The organism is Amphritea opalescens, assembly GCF_003957515.1.
Lineage (GTDB): Bacteria > Pseudomonadota > Gammaproteobacteria > Pseudomonadales > Balneatricaceae > Amphritea > Amphritea opalescens.
The window spans coordinates 178592-194592 of record NZ_RQXW01000001.1 but is presented as its reverse complement, the minus strand read 5'-3'; the positions used below and the strand labels follow the sequence as shown (position 1 = coordinate 194592).

Here is a 16001-nt window from a genome sequence, read left to right as displayed (position 1 = left end):
GCAATGACCTCTCATCAGATCGCACAAAAGATGATCAACCACTGGCCGGGGGCCAAAATAGCGGGCGTACTGGCACTAACCATGTGCCTACTCACCCTTCTGAACATTGTACTCCCGCTGGGCTTGGCTGGGTTAGCCACACTACTTTGCTGGCTCTATATTGCCATCGAGATCCCGCGCCTCAAACCGAAGCAGCGTAAACAGATTTTAACCCTGTTCATCATCGGTATCGCCGCCGCCCTATTAGCCTGGAGCCAAGGCGCGGATGTGTCACTGCAAACCTTATTTGGCGAGCACCTCAAACTCGCCATGCTACTGACCTCTATCAGCTTTATCGGCATGGCTAGCCGGGTGGGTTGCGAGGTTAGCAAACCGGGGCTACACAGCTTTATCACGACCCTTCTGGGCATGCACTTCTTCTCTTCAGTGGCCAACTTTTCATCGGTGATCATTGTGGGCGATCAGATCAAACATAAACAGGGTATCGATCAGCTCTCTCAGTTGGTGCTCAGTCGCGGTTTTGGGATGGCGGTGCTCTGGTCTCCCTTTCTCAGCTTATTGCCGCTGGTACTGGAACAGGTACCCGGCGTCGATTTAGCCCAAGTGTACCCCTTTGCGATTACACTGGCCGTGATCGGCTTACTACTGAGCGTGATCGAAGCCCGTTTTCGATCTGCGAGCGCATTACAAGGTTTTTCCGGATACCCCCTCAAAACCGAAACCTTAGCGCTGCCGGTTATACTGATTGCGCTGATTCTACTGCTCAGCTGGCAGATGCCTCAACTGCCCACGGTTTTTCTGGTATCCCTGTTATCGATGGTGGTACCCATTCTATTAATGCTGGTGTTATCGAATCCCCGCTCAGCCGGTCGCAAGTTGTCGGTCCATGTGAGTGAAAAACTATCGGAAAGCCGTGCAGAGATCAGCCTATTTATGAGTGCGGGTGTGCTCGCCGCGGGTGTTAAAGCCTGCATCGGGGTGGGACTCATCAGCCTGCCCTTTACCCAAACCGATGCAGGGGTAGCTTCATTGGTACTGCTGATGATTGTCGGACTCGCTTATCTGGGTATTCATCAACTGGCGTTGGTCGCGATTTTCGCCGGCCTACTGGCGGATATCACCGTCACCCCCAACCTGATGGCCATTGCCTATGTACTCGGCACCTCATTGGCAATGTCCGGCAGTACCTTCAGCGGCCTCAACTTTATTATGAAATCTCGTTTTAATGCCACCGATGGCGAGATTATCCAAAATCAGCTGCCGTATAACCTCGTTATGCTGGCCACCGGCTGCGGCATTATCTATCTTATGGAAGCGATGGGCATACACTAACCGCTCGGCGGCGCTCTCCACTGCATAGCATCCGCTGTGGCGAACAACTACGCGACGAGCTGACGGACCGACCGACCAACCAACCAACCAACCAACAAACCAAGCAGCATTCACTAATAAGGGTTTATAGGCTAAAGCATTCAGCGGTTTTAACCTGAAGGCGCTGTGCGAAACCGCGATAGCAACTTCGTGTCGACCGGTGACTTCTTAGCGATCGTCTGCCGACTCGATGGGTAGATCATCCGTTTATTGAACTACCTGCTTACCACAGCCGATCAGCACCTCACTCATCGAACGCTGACTAACGACTCCGTTAAAACAGCGTACAAGACCTGCCAGCCAAGATAGCTTCAGCGCTTAGATACGGGTTCAGACTGTAAAATATTTCATACACGCCTGCCCGACCAATGATAATATTTTAGATTAACTATAATCCTTAAGTATTTGATTTTAAAAAATTACACTGCTTATTTTTTAATATAACCCACTGCTCATACCCGTATGACAGACACAAAAAAAGGCGACCAATGGCCGCCTTTAATATCAGTAAAACCGCTTAGTTAATCAGATTAAGCAGCAACTTGTTCAAACGATTAACGTATGCCGCAGGATCATCTAACTGACCACCCGCCGCTAATTGAGCCTGCTCAAAGACCACTAAGGCCAGTTCACCGAAACGATCTTCATCGGCTTCGTTATCCAGCTTATTGATCAAAGGGTGCTCTGGGTTGATCTCAAAGATTGGCTTGCTCTCAGGCACAGCTTGACCCGCTGCTTCCATGATCTTACGCATCTGCAGACCCATATCATAAGCCCCCAGTACTACACAGGCAGGCGAGTCTGTCAGACGGTGAGTAATACGTACTTCACTCACCTGCTGCTCAAGGCTGTTTTTAAGACGTTCGGTCAGACCTTCCATCTCTTTAGCCGTTTCTTCCTGAGCTTTTTTCTCTTCTTCGTTTTCGGTTTCACCCAGATCCAGTTCGCCTTTGCTGACATCCTGGAAGGACTTACCTTCGAAGTCGAACAACTGACTCATCAGCCACTCATCAACACGATCAGACATCAGCAACACTTCGATACCCTTCTTACGGAAGATCTCAAGGTGTGGGCTGTGCTTAGCTGTATTGTAGTTATCGGCTACCGCGTAGTAGATCTTCTCCTGACCTTCCTGCATACGGGACACATAATCATCCAGTGAGACACTTTGCTCAGAAGAATCATTGTGAGTCGAGGCAAAACGCAACAGCTTCAGCACTGTTTCACGGTTAGCCTGATCTTCTGCAGGGCCCTCTTTCAGCACTTCGCCGAACTCGGTCCAGAACTTCGCATACTGTTCAGGATCGTTTTTAGCCAGTTTACCCAGCATATCCAGTGAACGTTTTGTCAGTTGAGCTTTCAGCTTATCAACCACAGGGTCTTGCTGCAGGATTTCACGGGAAACGTTGAGTGACAGATCGCTAGTATCGACGACACCTTTAATAAAGCGCAGGTACATCGGCAGGAACTGGTCCGCCTGATCCATGATAAAGACCCGTTGCACGTAGAGTTTTAGGCCACGCGGAGTATCACGGTTCCACAGATCGTAAGGCGCATGCGCTGGCACATAAAGCAGGCTGGTGTAATCAAGCTTACCTTCAACCCGGTTATGGCTCCACTTCATCGGATCTTGGAAGTCGTGGGAGATATGCTTGTAGAACTCTTTAAACTCGTCGTCAGTGATCTCACTTTTAGGACGTGTCCACAGAGCAGTAGCCGAGTTAACGGTTTCATCTTCAGGCGCCTTAGGCTCTTCACCCTCTTCAACCGGCTCTGGCTCTTTCTGCATGATCACTGGTAGTGAAATATGATCAGAATACTTACGGACGAGGTTGCGTAGACGGAAGCCGTCGGAGAATTCATTTTCTTCATCTTTCAGATGCAGAATAATGGTGGTACCGCGCTGAGCTTTTTCAACACCGCCCACGGTGAATTCACCTTCGCCCTGAGACACCCAGTGGACGCCCTCAGAGATAGGCTCGCCCGCTTTACGGGTAATAACTTCAACCTCTTTAGCGACGATGAACGCCGAATAGAAGCCCACCCCGAACTGGCCGATGAGTTGCGAATCTTTCTTCTGATCGCCACTCAGTTCATTCAGGAACTGAGAAGTACCTGATTTAGCAATCGTACCCAGATGCTCGATAACATCCTGACGATTCATACCCAGACCATTATCATCGATGGTTACGGTATTAGCGTCTTTATCGAAGGAGATACGGATACGCAGATCGCCATCACCTTCATATAAATCATTATTCGACAATGCTTCGAAGCGCAGCTTATCGGCGGCATCGGAAGCATTGGAAATCAACTCACGTAGAAAGATCTCTTTGTTTGAATACAAAGAATGAATCATCAGGTGAAGCAATTGCTTCACTTCAGTTTGAAAGCCAAGTGTTTCCTGCTGAGTTTCTGTGCTCATCTATCAATTCCCAATCTTACTGTTACAAAGATTTACTGTTAAAACGAAAACCGTTGAACCTAAAGATGGGGCCAGCCCCTTTCTTTTCAAGGGGCCGGAAAATAAATGGCGTACAAATTATTCCGTCCGACTGATCACCAATTGGCGCAAGGTGCTGGAATTAAATTCCCGACGATAGAGGATAACCACCACTCCGCTGGCCATCAGCATGAACAGCCAAGGGTTAATAAACCAGGCTAAGACTGACAAACTGAAGTAATAGGTGCGTAATCCTAGATTGAAATTATTCGCCGCCATTGAGCTCATAATGGCTAAGCGTGTCGCATGGGCGATCATCTCAGGCTCTTCCGCGTCACTTGGCTGCGGTGCACCACCGATCATCACCGAGGTAAAACCATACTGCCGCAGGCTCCATGTAAACTTCAAAAACGCATAGACAAACATACCGATCAAGACCAACAGCTTAAGTTCCCACTCCGCTTTAGTCGCATGCATCGCCAAAGGAAAGTCACCGACAACATCAATCGCCTTATCGGTTGAACCTAATACCGTCATCAGGCCCGCTAAAATAAGCATGGTGGAGGATGCAAAAAATGATACGCTACGCTCCAAGTTAGCCACGGCAGCGGTATCAGCAATACGCACCTCGCGATGCAACATACGGGTCATCCACTCCAGACGATAATTATGCATCACGCTCGCCAGACAGTGACTGTCTCGGGCTCGACGTCGGGAGTATGTGTTATAACCTTTAAAACAGAGCAAAAACCAGCTCAGCGCTAAAAGGTTAAGCCAGTTTGAAAAAAGAAAGCTCAGCAGCTGTTCCATGCATATTCCCAAAGATAAAAACATAGTGACATTGTAAATAAAACAACAGGATAGACAACCTTGCTCAGCCAATATTCTAACCTTATCTTAGGTGCCGCCTTTGCCCTTGCCACTTCCCTCGTCATGAGTTTCGCGGCGGCGGCGACTAAGTACACCGCCGAATTTGTCTCGATAGAGCAAATCGTGCTATTTCAGTACCTTATCTGCACACTGATCATGCTGCCTTGGCTCGCCCGCAAAGGGTTTAAAGTACTCAAAACGGCAAAGCCCGGCTTGCACCTTGCGCGAGGATTATCAGGCTGGCTCTGCTTTTACACCTACTATCTTGCACTCAATGAGATCCCGCTGGGTGAGGCCGCTTTACTACGCAACGCAGCGCCCCTCATCGTGCCATTGCTGGTGTTGGTATGGCTAAAAGACCGTATGCCGCTGCTCAACTGGCTGCCGGTCATCCTTGGTTTTATCGGCATAGCCTTGGTTCTAAAACCCCAGGGCAACAGCTTTAATCCATGGCACCTTGTGGGTGTCGCCTCGGCGATGCTGCTCGCGGTATCGATCGTCACCACCCGAGAACTCACCCTTAGCGAGCCGACCCACTGTATTTTATTTTATTATTTCAGCCTCTCTGCCCTTTTTTCGCTGCCCTTGGCCGTTATCAACTGGCAGCCCGTCGACCTTATCAGCATCCCGCTAATATTAGCGATCAGCTTATCGATTTGGTGCATTATGTGGCTCTACACCCAAGCTTACCGCTATGCGAAAGCCACCGTGATTGCACCCATCAGTTATTTTGGTGTTCTGTTTGCCAGTTTGCTCGGTTGGCTTTTTTGGCAGCAAGTTCCTGATATGATGTCGGTCATAGGTGCAGTGCTGATAATCGGCGGCGGTATAGGCTCAGTTTGGCTGGGACGGGAGAAAAATTGATGTATCTAGCACTATCTGATCTATTCTGGCTAACACTGATCGTTTTATTACTCTGGCACTGGTGGCAATCGCTGAAGGTGAAAGAGGTTGCCTTGAAGGCTGCTAGCCGACACTGCGAAGCACTGGATCTGCAACTACTGGATCAAAGTGTTTATTTGAGAGGTATCTGGCTAAAGCGCAACGACCAAGGCAAGATAAAAATCTGGCGCTCTTATCTGTTCGACTTCACCGCCACCGGCGATGATCGCGCCAAGGGCCGCATCGCCCTACTCGGTTTAGAAGTGACCGGCATCACACTGGATGCCCATCGCATTTAGATAGGCATCAGCAAACACCGATCAATGGGTATGTACGCAGCGTTAACCGGCATCACAAGAGGCGGTCAGAGTTGCAGCACCACTAATTTAAGCGGGAACAATCCATCCGGCGAAGGAAAGTCGGTTTCAGGTACCAAACGTGTCACCTGCTGGACCGGACAACCCGCTTTAATAGCACAACGCTGCACCGTCTCCAGCCAATCCTCGTAGTTCACACTGAACACATTATTGGCACAGATTAACTGTCCGCCAGGCTTTGTCGCTAATAGAGCGGGCTTCAAGACGCTGGGGTAATCTCGAATCAGATCCACAGTACCAAACGCACTTTTCGCCCAGCGCGGCGGATCAAGAAACACCAGATCAAACTGCTCTGCCTCTATCTTAGGAAAAGGCTTGGGCTTGCGGCCACGCCCAACCCGCTGCTTAATGGGGATACCTGCTAACTGCTTGGCTGCGGTAAAGAAATCACTCTGAAAAAAACTGATCTGCGAATCATCAAGACCGTTAAGTTCAGCGTTTTGGCGACCGATATCCAGCGACCGAGTGGAAAAATCCACGTTCAACACCCGACTGGCTCCCGCCGCAGCTGCTACTACGCCGACACCGCAGGTATAGGAAAACAGGTTGAGTACCGACTTGCCCGCCGCATGCTGCTGCATCCAACGACGCCCCGCACGCATATCTAAAAACAGCAGAGGGTCCTGCCCCTCATGTTTGCCTTTGATTCGGTAGCGAACACCTAGCTCATGCGCCACCCCTTGCCAATCATCCACCCGAAAGTCATCCCGCCGACGGGAATTAGCAGAACTGCGGTCGTTATAGACGCTTGCCAACGAACAACCGAGAAAACCCTCTACTAGCTGATGTATCTCTGCTGCTTGCGCTTCGGTAATGGGTTGATGAAAGGTTTGAATCAATAGCTGTGGACCATAACGATCCACCGTTAGGCCCGCACAACCTTCGTTAACCCCATGAAATAAACGGTAACAATCACTGTTTTCGGCGTGCAGTGTTTCCAGTAACGAACGACGCTCGGTCAGCGCCGTTTGGATCAGATCAAGCATTAAAATTCCTCAAGCAGAGTCGCAATCAATTCCAGCCGCTCTAGCGGGCTGTCTATCTCTAATAAGCGCTGCTGGTTAGCACCTGAAAAGGGTAACAACGATGCCAACTGGAAACTAAAGGTATCCGCTGTATCGATATTAATCCGAGAAGCGTCGAATGATAACAGAGAATGTTGTTGGAGATGTGCTGAAATCGCCGACAATCGTGCCGATGCACTGTCTTGATCCTGATACTGAAAAGCCACCAAGGGCTCGACGTCTCCTTTCAACAAACCATCACTCTGCGGCACACTATCACTTACTCTCACTCGCTCGATACCCTGCACCTGAATACCGATCATCTGATTCGGTAGCGGATGCCAATCAACAATCATCGCGGATGTCCCGATAGGATAAAAATCGATATCGGGCTGAGCAGCATTTCGCGCATGCAGGAGAACAAAGGGAGCGTTATCGGCCAGACACTCTTTAACCAGTCGCCGGTAGCGTAATTCAAATATCTGTAACGGCAGCACCGTGCCGGGAAACAGCACCACCGGCAGAGGGAAGAGAGAAAGTGTTTTCATCGTGGTGATTATAGAGCGTTATGCGGACAAGCGCCTAATCCATCAACAAAACCTAAACAGTTATCGCACCCTTCTGGCCGATCAAAAAAAGTATAAAAAAAACGCATCGGCTATCAAAGCAACGATGCGTTTTATTCTGAAACCAAGCGGCTTTAAAAATTAAATACCCGCGCCTCTTCATTCATTAAGGCGTCAGCCATTTCGGCAGGGTTAGCGGCACCGACACCCTCGATCAAGGCATCTATTCCGACACCCTTATTTGGCAGATACAGAGCACAAACATCCACTTTAGCACCACCCGAGATCAGCTTTTGCATCAGCTGCTCTGGCGTTACATTCTTGGGTTTTAACGGGGCTGATTTCTGTCCTTTCAATGCCATATCACCGGCACTATCACATAGCAGCACACTCACCTGAGCGCCTTTCGCCTGCATCGCATTGCCTAACACCATCGCCATACCACGGGTCTGTTGCTCTGCACTGGTCAACGTGATGACCACTTTATCAACAGTATCATCTGCAGAGGCGGCAACCGGTGCCATTAGCGAAGCGGCCATCACGGCAGAGCTTATTACTTTTTTCATCATGTCACTCCTAAGACAAAGAGACCCGCTGGCCTCCTTGATAACATAAAACAATCAAACGCTGTTATTTAGCAGGAAGCCATGCAACCGCGGGATCAACCTTATAGCTCCAAGGAAGACCTGAGTTACGCCAGCCATTAACCGCTCGCACCCCTTTAGAGTCACCCTCTTTCAGCTTACCGCCTTCAAATCCATCGACCACCGTCCAAACGTTTGTATAGCCCTGTTCAGCCAATACATTCACGGCCGGCGCACTGCGGGTTGAACCCGAACGGCACATCATAATAATGGGCGTATCTACGGTCGCACCCAGCTGTTTAAGCTTATCGGTCACTTGCTGGACAAAGTTTGGATTTTTCACCATCGCCCAACCACCCTGCTTGTCGCTCCAGATAGTCGTATCAGCGACCATCCACGGCACATGGATACGTGTCGGTGTGGCAAAACCGGTGAATTTAATTTCGATAGGATCCCGCACATCAACCAGAATAGCGGCATCATTTTGCTGCATCATATCCCACGCTTCTGCGGCGGTAGCGTAAAGATCGAGACGGGTTTGAGCGGTTGCTTTAGCCGGTTTATCGGCAGCAAAGGACGTTACCGCCAGTAGACAACTTAAGACACTTGCAGCAATCAGTGTTTTTTTCATGTTCGACTCCAGAGGGTTCTCTCTATTCATACAAACACTATATTAGAAGATTCTAATAAATAAAAGACTTAATTAATTTCAGGCCAAAAAAAAACCACTCCGAAGAGTGGTTTATCAGTATTACCTCTGAACGATAAGCTTAGGAATTTTAAGCTTGATAGTCCTTAGAAAGCTCTAGCGTTGACAAGGTGCGCTGACGGATAGTGCGCAGTAACTGACCATCCTCAATCAGTGACTGACCATAGGATGGCACCATCTCTTTCATCTTCGCCTGCCACTCTGGCGTTGCCATGCGCTCAGGGAAGCAACGCTCAATCACATTAATCATGGTTGGCGTTGCCGTAGAAGCACCAGGAGAAGCCCCCAGCAAAGCAGCCAAACGCTTGTCTTCGGAAGAGATCACCTCAGTACCAAACTCAAGCTTGCCCTTACCTTTCTCGTTTTTCTTAATAATCTGAACCCGCTGGCCCGCGTAAGACAGATCCCAATCCTCATCCTTAGCATCGGGGAAGAAACGACGCAGAGAATCGACTCGATCACCGTGGGACTGCATCACTTCACTGATCAGATAACGGGTCAGATCCATATTCTTAAGCCCAACCTGCATGATCGGCTTAAGGTTATTCAGACGCATACTCAAAGGCATATCCAGCGCAGAACCTTGTTTCAGGAACTTCGTTGTGAATCCGGCAAACGGGCCAAACAACAACGCACGCTTACCGTCAATCACACGACTATCCAAATGGGGAACCGACATCGGTGGTGCACCGATAGGCGCCTGACCATATACCTTAGACATATGCTGTTCGACGATCTCTGGCTTTTTACAAACCAGCCACTGACCGCTCACAGGAAAGCCGCCGTAACCGTCACCTTCAGGGATACCGGACATCTGCAACAATGGCAGTGCGCCACCACCGGCACCAAAGAACAGGAACTTAGTGCGGATATGCTCTACTTCACCGGTATGGCCGTTTTTCACCCCTACCCGCCAGTCGCCATCGCTATATTGAGACATATCTTCAACAGAGTGACTCAACAGAAGATCGAAGCCGTCCTGCTGCTCAAGATAGTTCACCATATTACGTGCCAAGGCACCGAAGTTAACATCGGATCCATGGGCGACTCGGGTTGCGGCGACCGGCTCATCCAGTTGACGATTCTGCATAATCAGCGGCATCCACTGGCGCAAGACCTCTGGATCATCCGAAAATTGCATCTCCGCAAACTGAGGTGTAGCACTCATGGTTTCATAGCGCGTTCGCAAAAAGGCCACATTCTCAGCGCCCATCACAAAACTTTGATGGGGCACATTATTGATAAAATTATGCGGCTCTGGCAGATACTTTTGCTCAACCAGATAGGACCAAAACTGTAAGCTTTTTTCAAATGCGACGTTAATATCAAATGCCTTGTCGGTATTGATACTGCCGTCATCATTCTGAGGGGTATAATTAAGTTCACAATAGGCCGCGTGACCGGTACCCGCATTGTTCATTGCGTCGGTACTTTCTTCAGCGACATGATCAAGACGTTCGACCATAGCAATTGTCATGGAGGGATCCAGCTGTTTCAGCAGAACCCCCAACGTGGTGCTCATTGCACCTGCACCAACCAGCAGTACATCAACAGATTTTGAGGTCATACAAACTTCGCCATTTTACTATAGATAATGGATGCAGAGACCCTTTCAGAAAGGAAGCTTTTGGCCGAACAAGGGAATATCAACAAAAAAAGTAATGTTATAACCGCTTGATATAACTGAAAAAATCCCTGATAGCCCGAGCGATATACTATCTGCTAGATGGAATAAGCAGTCAACAATATCTCAGGCTTATGCTGTGCTGCTGATTATACGCATATCGACGAGAAAATCTTGTGCATTGCAGTAAAAATGTATCATCCCTTAGGCGTATTCTTATCCTAAAGTCGTAAGCAGCAGACGCTATTTTTACTGAAAGGTAATTGCCAAAAGATAGATTCTCGAATATACATCAACAGATCAATGTAAATGCACCGATAAGGGCTAATGACAGCCCTACCGAGCAGTTAAAAAGGGCAGCGGCCCTTTTTACCAAATACGTTTTATAGACTCAAGAAACTTTAAAACGTTCCACTAATTTTTGCAGTTTATCGGCATCATCAGCCAACTTTTTCACTTCCATTTTGTTTTCACCTGCAATCACCGAGGAAGTCTCAGAATAGCCCGCAATCTCAGTCACCGTTTGATTCAAATTATCACACACCTGACTCTGCTGCTCTGCCGCCGTCGCAATCACCACCGACATATCCTGAATCTGATTCATATGCTCAACAACCTTATTAAGCTCAGACATCCCCTGCTCTGATTGATGAACCGCCAGATCGGTCTGCTGAAAACTATGCTGCATGCTGCGTACCGCTTCGCCAGACGCTTTTTTCAACTGCTCAATACTCTCATGCACCTGCAATGTGCTGGTCTGTGTCCGCGTCGCTAGGGTACGTACTTCATCGGCAACCACCGCAAAGCCGCGCCCCTGCTCACCCGCACGGGCCGCTTCGATGGCAGCATTCAATGCCAACAGATTGGTCTGGGCAGCGATCTCCTGAATCACACTGACCACGGAGATAATATCTTGAACATTATTTTCCAGTGTAGAGATCGCTTTATTCGAGCCCGACACATCTTCTGCCAGCACTTTCACGGCGGAGGTTAACTCCGTCACACTAGCACCCGCCCGGCCGATATTCTCACGGGACTCGTTGGTCGAAGTGGCTGTCTCAGCGGTATTGTGCGCGATTTCTGCCGCCGTCGCCGACATCTCAGACATCGCCGAAGCCGAATGCTCAATCTGAACCTGCAACTTGCCTTGCTGTTCACCGACCGCGTAAATTCTGTCACTAATAGAGCGAGCACGTTCCGTCACATTAGCGGATAGCCCAATGAGATCAATAATCATGCTTTCTAGCGTGGCGATAAAGCTATTAAAATTATGCGCTAATTCTGACAACTCATGATCACCGTCCACATGCAATCTAGCGCTCAGGTCAGCTTCACCCGACACTAACTCTTTCATCGAAGCAGAGATGCTCAATAACGGCAACATCACTGAACGCTTAACCAGCGAACTGAAGATGATGGACAACAGCAGTAGCACCAAGCTAGCAAGACCGAAGTAGAGCAACAGCATCGACTGGTGATCTGCTGAGGCTTGATCCATATCCTTGAGTACCGCGTTAACGTCATCAAGATAGAAACCTGTACCGATCATTAGGTCCCAGCGATCCAGATAGAGCGCATAAGATAGTTTCTCTTCTGCTACCGTCTGGTTAGGTTTGGGAAAAGAGTAACTGACGATCCCACCACCACTCTTGCCCGCTTTAACCAGCTCACGCACTAGATAAACACCGTTGGCATCTTTCAAATCCCAAAAGTTTTTGCCAATCCCTTTATCTAAACTACCTAAAAAGACCCGATCACCCTTTCCGGTGTAACCAAAAAAATAACCACTATCGCCAAACTTTAGGCTGCGTAAAATCGGCAAAGCCTCTGCCAGCGACCCACCATTTTCATATAGTTGACGGACAGCGCTATACGCCATCTCGTTCATAAACTTCAGCTCTTCACGCTTCATCTCGACAAACTTAGTGTTTGTTAGATCAAGTTGCTCCTGCCTTAGCTGCTCGCTTTCAAATAGTGTTAACAAAAACAGTATGATAGCTAACAAAATAACCGGAGCGGCACTCATTACCGTGAGGCGCTTACTGATCGATAGGGTCATTGGCTGACTCGCTTTTAACTAATGTTGATTGATTACATACATAACCCCGATGTTTATCAAACATAAGTGTCCCCATTACGAGGCTCACCCTTAACATCAGGCGAAAAATGACAGGTATAAAAAAAGCGGCTATGCGCCGCTTTTAATCGAACTCATTAAAGCTTAGATATCGATGACATCAAATTCAACTAAAGGACTGATATCTTCTTCGTAATCGACACCCTCTAAGCCAAAACCGAACAATTTCAAAAACTCATCCTTATAAAGTTGATAGTCGGTCAACTCAAAGAGGTTTTCGCTGGTTACCTGTGGCCACAGCTCGCTACACTTTTGCTGGATATCATCACGCAGTTCCCAGTCATCCATGCGCAAACGGTTTTCGCCATCCACTTTACCGCTATCACCGGCAATACCGGTGTTGAATAAACGGTACACCTGCTCCATGCAACCTTCATGAACGCCTTCAGCGCGCATGATCTTAAATACCATGGAGAGATACAGAGGCATCACCGGAATCGCTGAACTGGCCTGGGTAACCACCGACTTCAATACCGCCACATTAGCGCTACCGCCCTTGGCGGCCAACTTAGCATTTAGCTCGCCTGCCGCCCGATCAACATCTTTCTTAGCCTGACCCAGCGCACCATCCCAGTAAATTGGCCAAGTAATATCCGTACCAATGTAGCTATAAGCAACCGACTTACAGCCCTCGGCTAATACGCCCGCTTCATCCAGCATATTGACCCACAATTCCCAATCTTGGCCGCCCATGACCGTGACCGTATCAGCAATCTCTTGCTCGGTCGCAGGTTCTACTTCGGCTTCGATAATCACATCTTTGTTGGTATCAATCGCCGTAGAACGGTAAGTTTCACCGATAGGCTTGAGGCATGAACGAATCACTTCACCGGTATCCGGCATCTTACGGACCGGAGAGGCTAACGAGTACACCACTAGGTCAATCTGACCTAAATCTTCTTTGATCAGGTCGATCGTTTTTTGTTTCGCTTCATTAGAGAACGCATCGCCATTTAGGCTCTTCGCGTACAGACCCGCTTCATGGGCTTTTTTATCAAAGGCGGCGGCATTGTACCAACCGGCGGTACCGGTTTTGCGCTCGGTCGCAGGCTTTTCAAAAAATACTCCGATCGTGGCAGCACCACAACCAAATGCGGCGGAGATACGTGACGACATACCGTAACCACTAGACGAACCGATCACCAGTACACGCTTAGGGCCGTTTGCAATCGGACCCTGTGCCTTGGTGTAGTCGATCTGTTCCTGAATATTACGCTCGCACCCTACTGGATGGGTTGTGGTACAGATAAAGCCACGAATCTTCGGTTTGATAATCATTATGGATCCACTTTACTTGTCAGTCCCGCTAACGCGCATCGTTATACTGCCCGTGCGAGACATTTTGAAATCGTTGTTTAAATTAGTACCTAAAACAGCCGGTAAAGATAACCGATTTTACCCCTCTAATACAGTTAAAGCCGCCTATACAGGCATAAAAAAAGCCCGCTTTTAGTGAAAAAAGCGAGCTTTTATAGGGTATTAAGCCGTGGTCAGTGCGGATAAATCCTCACGTGAACCATTTTTACCCTCCATTTTAGACGGTGCTTATAACTTAGCATCCAACTCAGGCACTGCATCAAACAGATCGGCAACCAAGCCATAATCGGCCACAGAGAAGATCGGTGCCTCTTCATCTTTGTTGATCGCGACAATGACTTTAGAGTCTTTCATCCCTGCCAGATGCTGAATAGCTCCAGAGATGCCCACGGCGATATAGAGATCAGGCGCGACGATTTTACCCGTCTGGCCAACCTGCATATCGTTAGGAACAAAGCCCGCATCAACCGCCGCCCGAGACGCGCCCACGGCAGCGCCTAATTTATCGGCTAACGATTCCAGCAAGGCAAAGTTTTCACCGTTGCCCATACCCCGACCACCGGAGACAATCACCTTCGCCGCCGTTAACTCTGGGCGGTCGCTCTTCGCCATGGTTTCACCGATAAAGCTAGAGATACCCGCATCGTGAACCGCCGCCACCGTTTCAATGGTGGCGCTGCCGCCTTCAGACACGGCGGCATCAAAGCCGGTTGTGCGTATAGTAATCACCTTAATCGCATCGAGGGATTTAACCGTTGCGATCGCATTACCCGCATAGATAGGTCGCGCGAAGGTATCATCACTCTCGATAGCCATCACATCAGACAGCTGTACCACATCGAGTAATGCTGCCACCCGTGGCATTAAGTTTTTACCGCCAGTGGTCGACGGCGCGATGATATGACTATAATCGGCACCCAATTCAGCCACCAACAAGCTAACGTTTTCCGCTAACTGATGTTCATAGGCTGCATTATCGGCCAGCAACACTTTGGTGACACCAGCGACAGCAGCAGCTTGATCGGCCGCAGCCTGACAGTCACCACCAGCGACTAACAAGTGGATATCACCCGACAGCTGAGTCGCCGCTGTGACAGCGTTTAAGGTAGCGCCCTTAAGGGACTGGTTATCATGTTCTGCAATAATCAGAATAGCCATCAGATCACCTTCGCTTCGTTCTTTAATTTATCAACCAATTCCTCAACCGAGGCCACTTTAATACCGGCCTGACGAGCCGCAGGAGGTGCTACTTTCAACAACTGCGTATGGGCTTTAATCTCAACCCCAAGTTCTTCCGGTGTTTTGGTGTCCAGCGGTTTACGCTTGGCTTTCATGATATTAGGTAACGACGCATAGCGAGGCTCATTAAGACGCAGATCGGTGGTCACGATAGCAGGCATCGCCAGTTCTACCGTTTGCAAACCGCCATCCACTTCTCGGGTTACCTGCACCTTATCACCATCGACCTTCACTTCAGAAGCAAAGGTACCCTGTGGCATCTGGGTCAGTGCCGCTAACATCTGTCCGGTCTGATTATTATCAGAATCGATTGCCTGTTTACCCATAATCACTAACCCAGGCTGCTCTTCAGCAACCACTTTGGCTAACAATTTAGCCACCGTCAGTGATTCAAGATTGGCATCCGATTGAATCAAGATGCCTCGGTCTGCGCCCAGCGCCAGCGCTGTGCGAATCTGTTCTTGAGCGGCTTGCGGTCCCAGTGAAACCACCACGATTTCGGACGCGACACCCGCTTCTTTAAGGCGAACCGCTTCTTCTACGGCAATCTCACAAAATGGATTCATCGCCATTTTTACATTATTGAGATCAACATCACTACCATCTGACTTCACCCGTACTTTGACGTTGTAGTCGATCACTCGTTTGACAGTTACCAGCACTTTCATCGGTCTATCGCCTTTACTTATTTTTTAAAAAAGGATCACACTTAACTCATCGTCTCTGCAGCACATAACAGAACCACACTACAGGGACGTTAGCCTATTCTATAGGCCAAAAGCGACTGCACAACAACCTGATCGGGGGATTCGCTGCCCATTGTTCAGCATTAGCAATGCGATCAACGGGCCATGCCCATAAAACAACGGCCGAGGCCC

The 16001-nt window shown here is 48.9% G+C and carries 14 protein-coding genes; 3 read left to right on the top strand and 11 right to left on the bottom strand.

All coding sequences use genetic code 11. The annotated features are described in order from the left end of the window. Positions 1-3 precede the first annotated feature (3 nt). Positions 4-1332, top strand: a complete 1329-nt coding sequence (locus EH243_RS00810) for a hypothetical protein (RefSeq protein ID WP_126156731.1) — start codon at positions 4-6, stop codon at positions 1330-1332. A gap of 556 nt (positions 1333-1888) precedes the next feature. On the opposite strand, the gene htpG is transcribed toward EH243_RS00810, so the two are convergent. Both htpG and EH243_RS00800 read right to left on the bottom strand, forming a co-directional pair. After that, positions 1889-3796 (bottom strand): molecular chaperone HtpG, encoded by a 1908-nt coding sequence (gene htpG / locus EH243_RS00805; protein WP_126156730.1) that lies wholly within the window; start codon positions 3794-3796, stop codon positions 1889-1891. Between the two features lie 117 nt (positions 3797-3913). Continuing rightward, positions 3914-4624, bottom strand: a complete 711-nt coding sequence (locus tag EH243_RS00800) for a DUF599 domain-containing protein (protein ID WP_126156729.1) — start codon at positions 4622-4624, stop codon at positions 3914-3916. A 60-nt stretch (positions 4625-4684) separates the two neighbouring features. Between EH243_RS00800 and EH243_RS00795 the strand changes: the two genes are divergently transcribed. Further along, entirely contained in the window at positions 4685-5548 is an 864-nt protein-coding gene (locus EH243_RS00795) for a DMT family transporter (RefSeq protein ID WP_126156728.1), read from the top strand. Continuing rightward, entirely contained in the window at positions 5548-5865 is a 318-nt protein-coding gene (locus tag EH243_RS00790) for a DUF3301 domain-containing protein (protein WP_126156727.1), read from the top strand. The genes EH243_RS00795 and EH243_RS00790 overlap by 1 nt, the downstream gene beginning before the upstream one ends. 65 nt (positions 5866-5930) lie before the next feature. Here the strand turns inward: EH243_RS00790 and EH243_RS00785 are convergent, their stop codons facing one another. The 9 genes from EH243_RS00785 to EH243_RS00745 all read right to left on the bottom strand — a co-directional run bounded on the left by EH243_RS00785 (position 5931) and on the right by EH243_RS00745 (position 15791). Further along, positions 5931-6929 carry a class I SAM-dependent rRNA methyltransferase gene (locus EH243_RS00785; protein ID WP_126156726.1) on the bottom strand — a complete coding sequence of 333 codons (999 nt, stop codon included), beginning with the start codon at positions 6927-6929 and terminating at the stop codon, positions 5931-5933. Next, the gene (locus tag EH243_RS00780) at positions 6929-7495 is read right to left on the bottom strand and encodes an LON peptidase substrate-binding domain-containing protein (protein ID WP_126156725.1); all 567 of its coding nucleotides are present in this window, start codon (positions 7493-7495) and stop codon (positions 6929-6931) included. Before EH243_RS00780 ends, EH243_RS00785 begins: the two co-directional genes overlap by 1 nt. A gap of 152 nt (positions 7496-7647) precedes the next feature. Continuing rightward, positions 7648-8079, bottom strand: a complete 432-nt coding sequence (locus EH243_RS00775; protein ID WP_126156724.1) for a DsrE family protein — start codon at positions 8077-8079, stop codon at positions 7648-7650. A gap of 64 nt (positions 8080-8143) precedes the next feature. Next, positions 8144-8728, bottom strand: coding sequence for a rhodanese-like domain-containing protein (locus tag EH243_RS00770; RefSeq protein ID WP_126156723.1), 585 nt, complete (start codon positions 8726-8728; stop codon positions 8144-8146). Positions 8729-8876: 148 nt separating this feature from the next. Next, positions 8877-10373 carry a malate dehydrogenase (quinone) gene (mqo, locus tag EH243_RS00765; RefSeq protein ID WP_126156722.1) on the bottom strand — a complete coding sequence of 499 codons (1497 nt, stop codon included), beginning with the start codon at positions 10371-10373 and terminating at the stop codon, positions 8877-8879. Between the two features lie 448 nt (positions 10374-10821). Then, complete coding sequence (locus tag EH243_RS00760) at positions 10822-12489, bottom strand: methyl-accepting chemotaxis protein (protein ID WP_126156721.1); 1668 nt, start codon at positions 12487-12489, stop codon at positions 10822-10824. A 162-nt stretch (positions 12490-12651) separates the two neighbouring features. Beyond that, the gene (gene fabV / locus EH243_RS00755; protein WP_126156720.1) at positions 12652-13845 is read right to left on the bottom strand and encodes an enoyl-ACP reductase FabV; all 1194 of its coding nucleotides are present in this window, start codon (positions 13843-13845) and stop codon (positions 12652-12654) included. A gap of 267 nt (positions 13846-14112) precedes the next feature. Then, positions 14113-15042 carry an electron transfer flavoprotein subunit alpha/FixB family protein gene (locus EH243_RS00750; RefSeq protein WP_126156719.1) on the bottom strand — a complete coding sequence of 310 codons (930 nt, stop codon included), beginning with the start codon at positions 15040-15042 and terminating at the stop codon, positions 14113-14115. Further along, a complete protein-coding gene (locus tag EH243_RS00745; RefSeq protein ID WP_126156718.1) occupies positions 15042-15791 on the bottom strand; it encodes an electron transfer flavoprotein subunit beta/FixA family protein in 750 nt (249 codons plus the stop codon). The genes EH243_RS00750 and EH243_RS00745 overlap by 1 nt, the downstream gene beginning before the upstream one ends. Positions 15792-16001: the final 210 nt, after the last annotated feature.

Coding starts and splice junctions, on each gene's coding strand:
- EH243_RS00810 (WP_126156731.1), top strand. CDS start 4: ATGACCTCTCATCAGATCGCACAAAAGATGATCAACCACTGGCCGGGG.
- htpG (WP_126156730.1), bottom strand. CDS start 3,796: ATGAGCACAGAAACTCAGCAGGAAACACTTGGCTTTCAAACTGAAGTG.
- EH243_RS00800 (WP_126156729.1), bottom strand. CDS start 4,624: ATGGAACAGCTGCTGAGCTTTCTTTTTTCAAACTGGCTTAACCTTTTA.
- EH243_RS00790 (WP_126156727.1), top strand. CDS start 5,548: ATGTATCTAGCACTATCTGATCTATTCTGGCTAACACTGATCGTTTTA.
- EH243_RS00785 (WP_126156726.1), bottom strand. CDS start 6,929: ATGCTTGATCTGATCCAAACGGCGCTGACCGAGCGTCGTTCGTTACTG.
- EH243_RS00780 (WP_126156725.1), bottom strand. CDS start 7,495: ATGAAAACACTTTCTCTCTTCCCTCTGCCGGTGGTGCTGTTTCCCGGC.
- EH243_RS00775 (WP_126156724.1), bottom strand. CDS start 8,079: ATGAAAAAAGTAATAAGCTCTGCCGTGATGGCCGCTTCGCTAATGGCA.
- EH243_RS00770 (WP_126156723.1), bottom strand. CDS start 8,728: ATGAAAAAAACACTGATTGCTGCAAGTGTCTTAAGTTGTCTACTGGCG.
- mqo (WP_126156722.1), bottom strand. CDS start 10,373: ATGACCTCAAAATCTGTTGATGTACTGCTGGTTGGTGCAGGTGCAATG.
- EH243_RS00760 (WP_126156721.1), bottom strand. CDS start 12,489: ATGACCCTATCGATCAGTAAGCGCCTCACGGTAATGAGTGCCGCTCCG.
- fabV (WP_126156720.1), bottom strand. CDS start 13,845: ATGATTATCAAACCGAAGATTCGTGGCTTTATCTGTACCACAACCCAT.
- EH243_RS00750 (WP_126156719.1), bottom strand. CDS start 15,042: ATGGCTATTCTGATTATTGCAGAACATGATAACCAGTCCCTTAAGGGC.
- EH243_RS00745 (WP_126156718.1), bottom strand. CDS start 15,791: ATGAAAGTGCTGGTAACTGTCAAACGAGTGATCGACTACAACGTCAAA.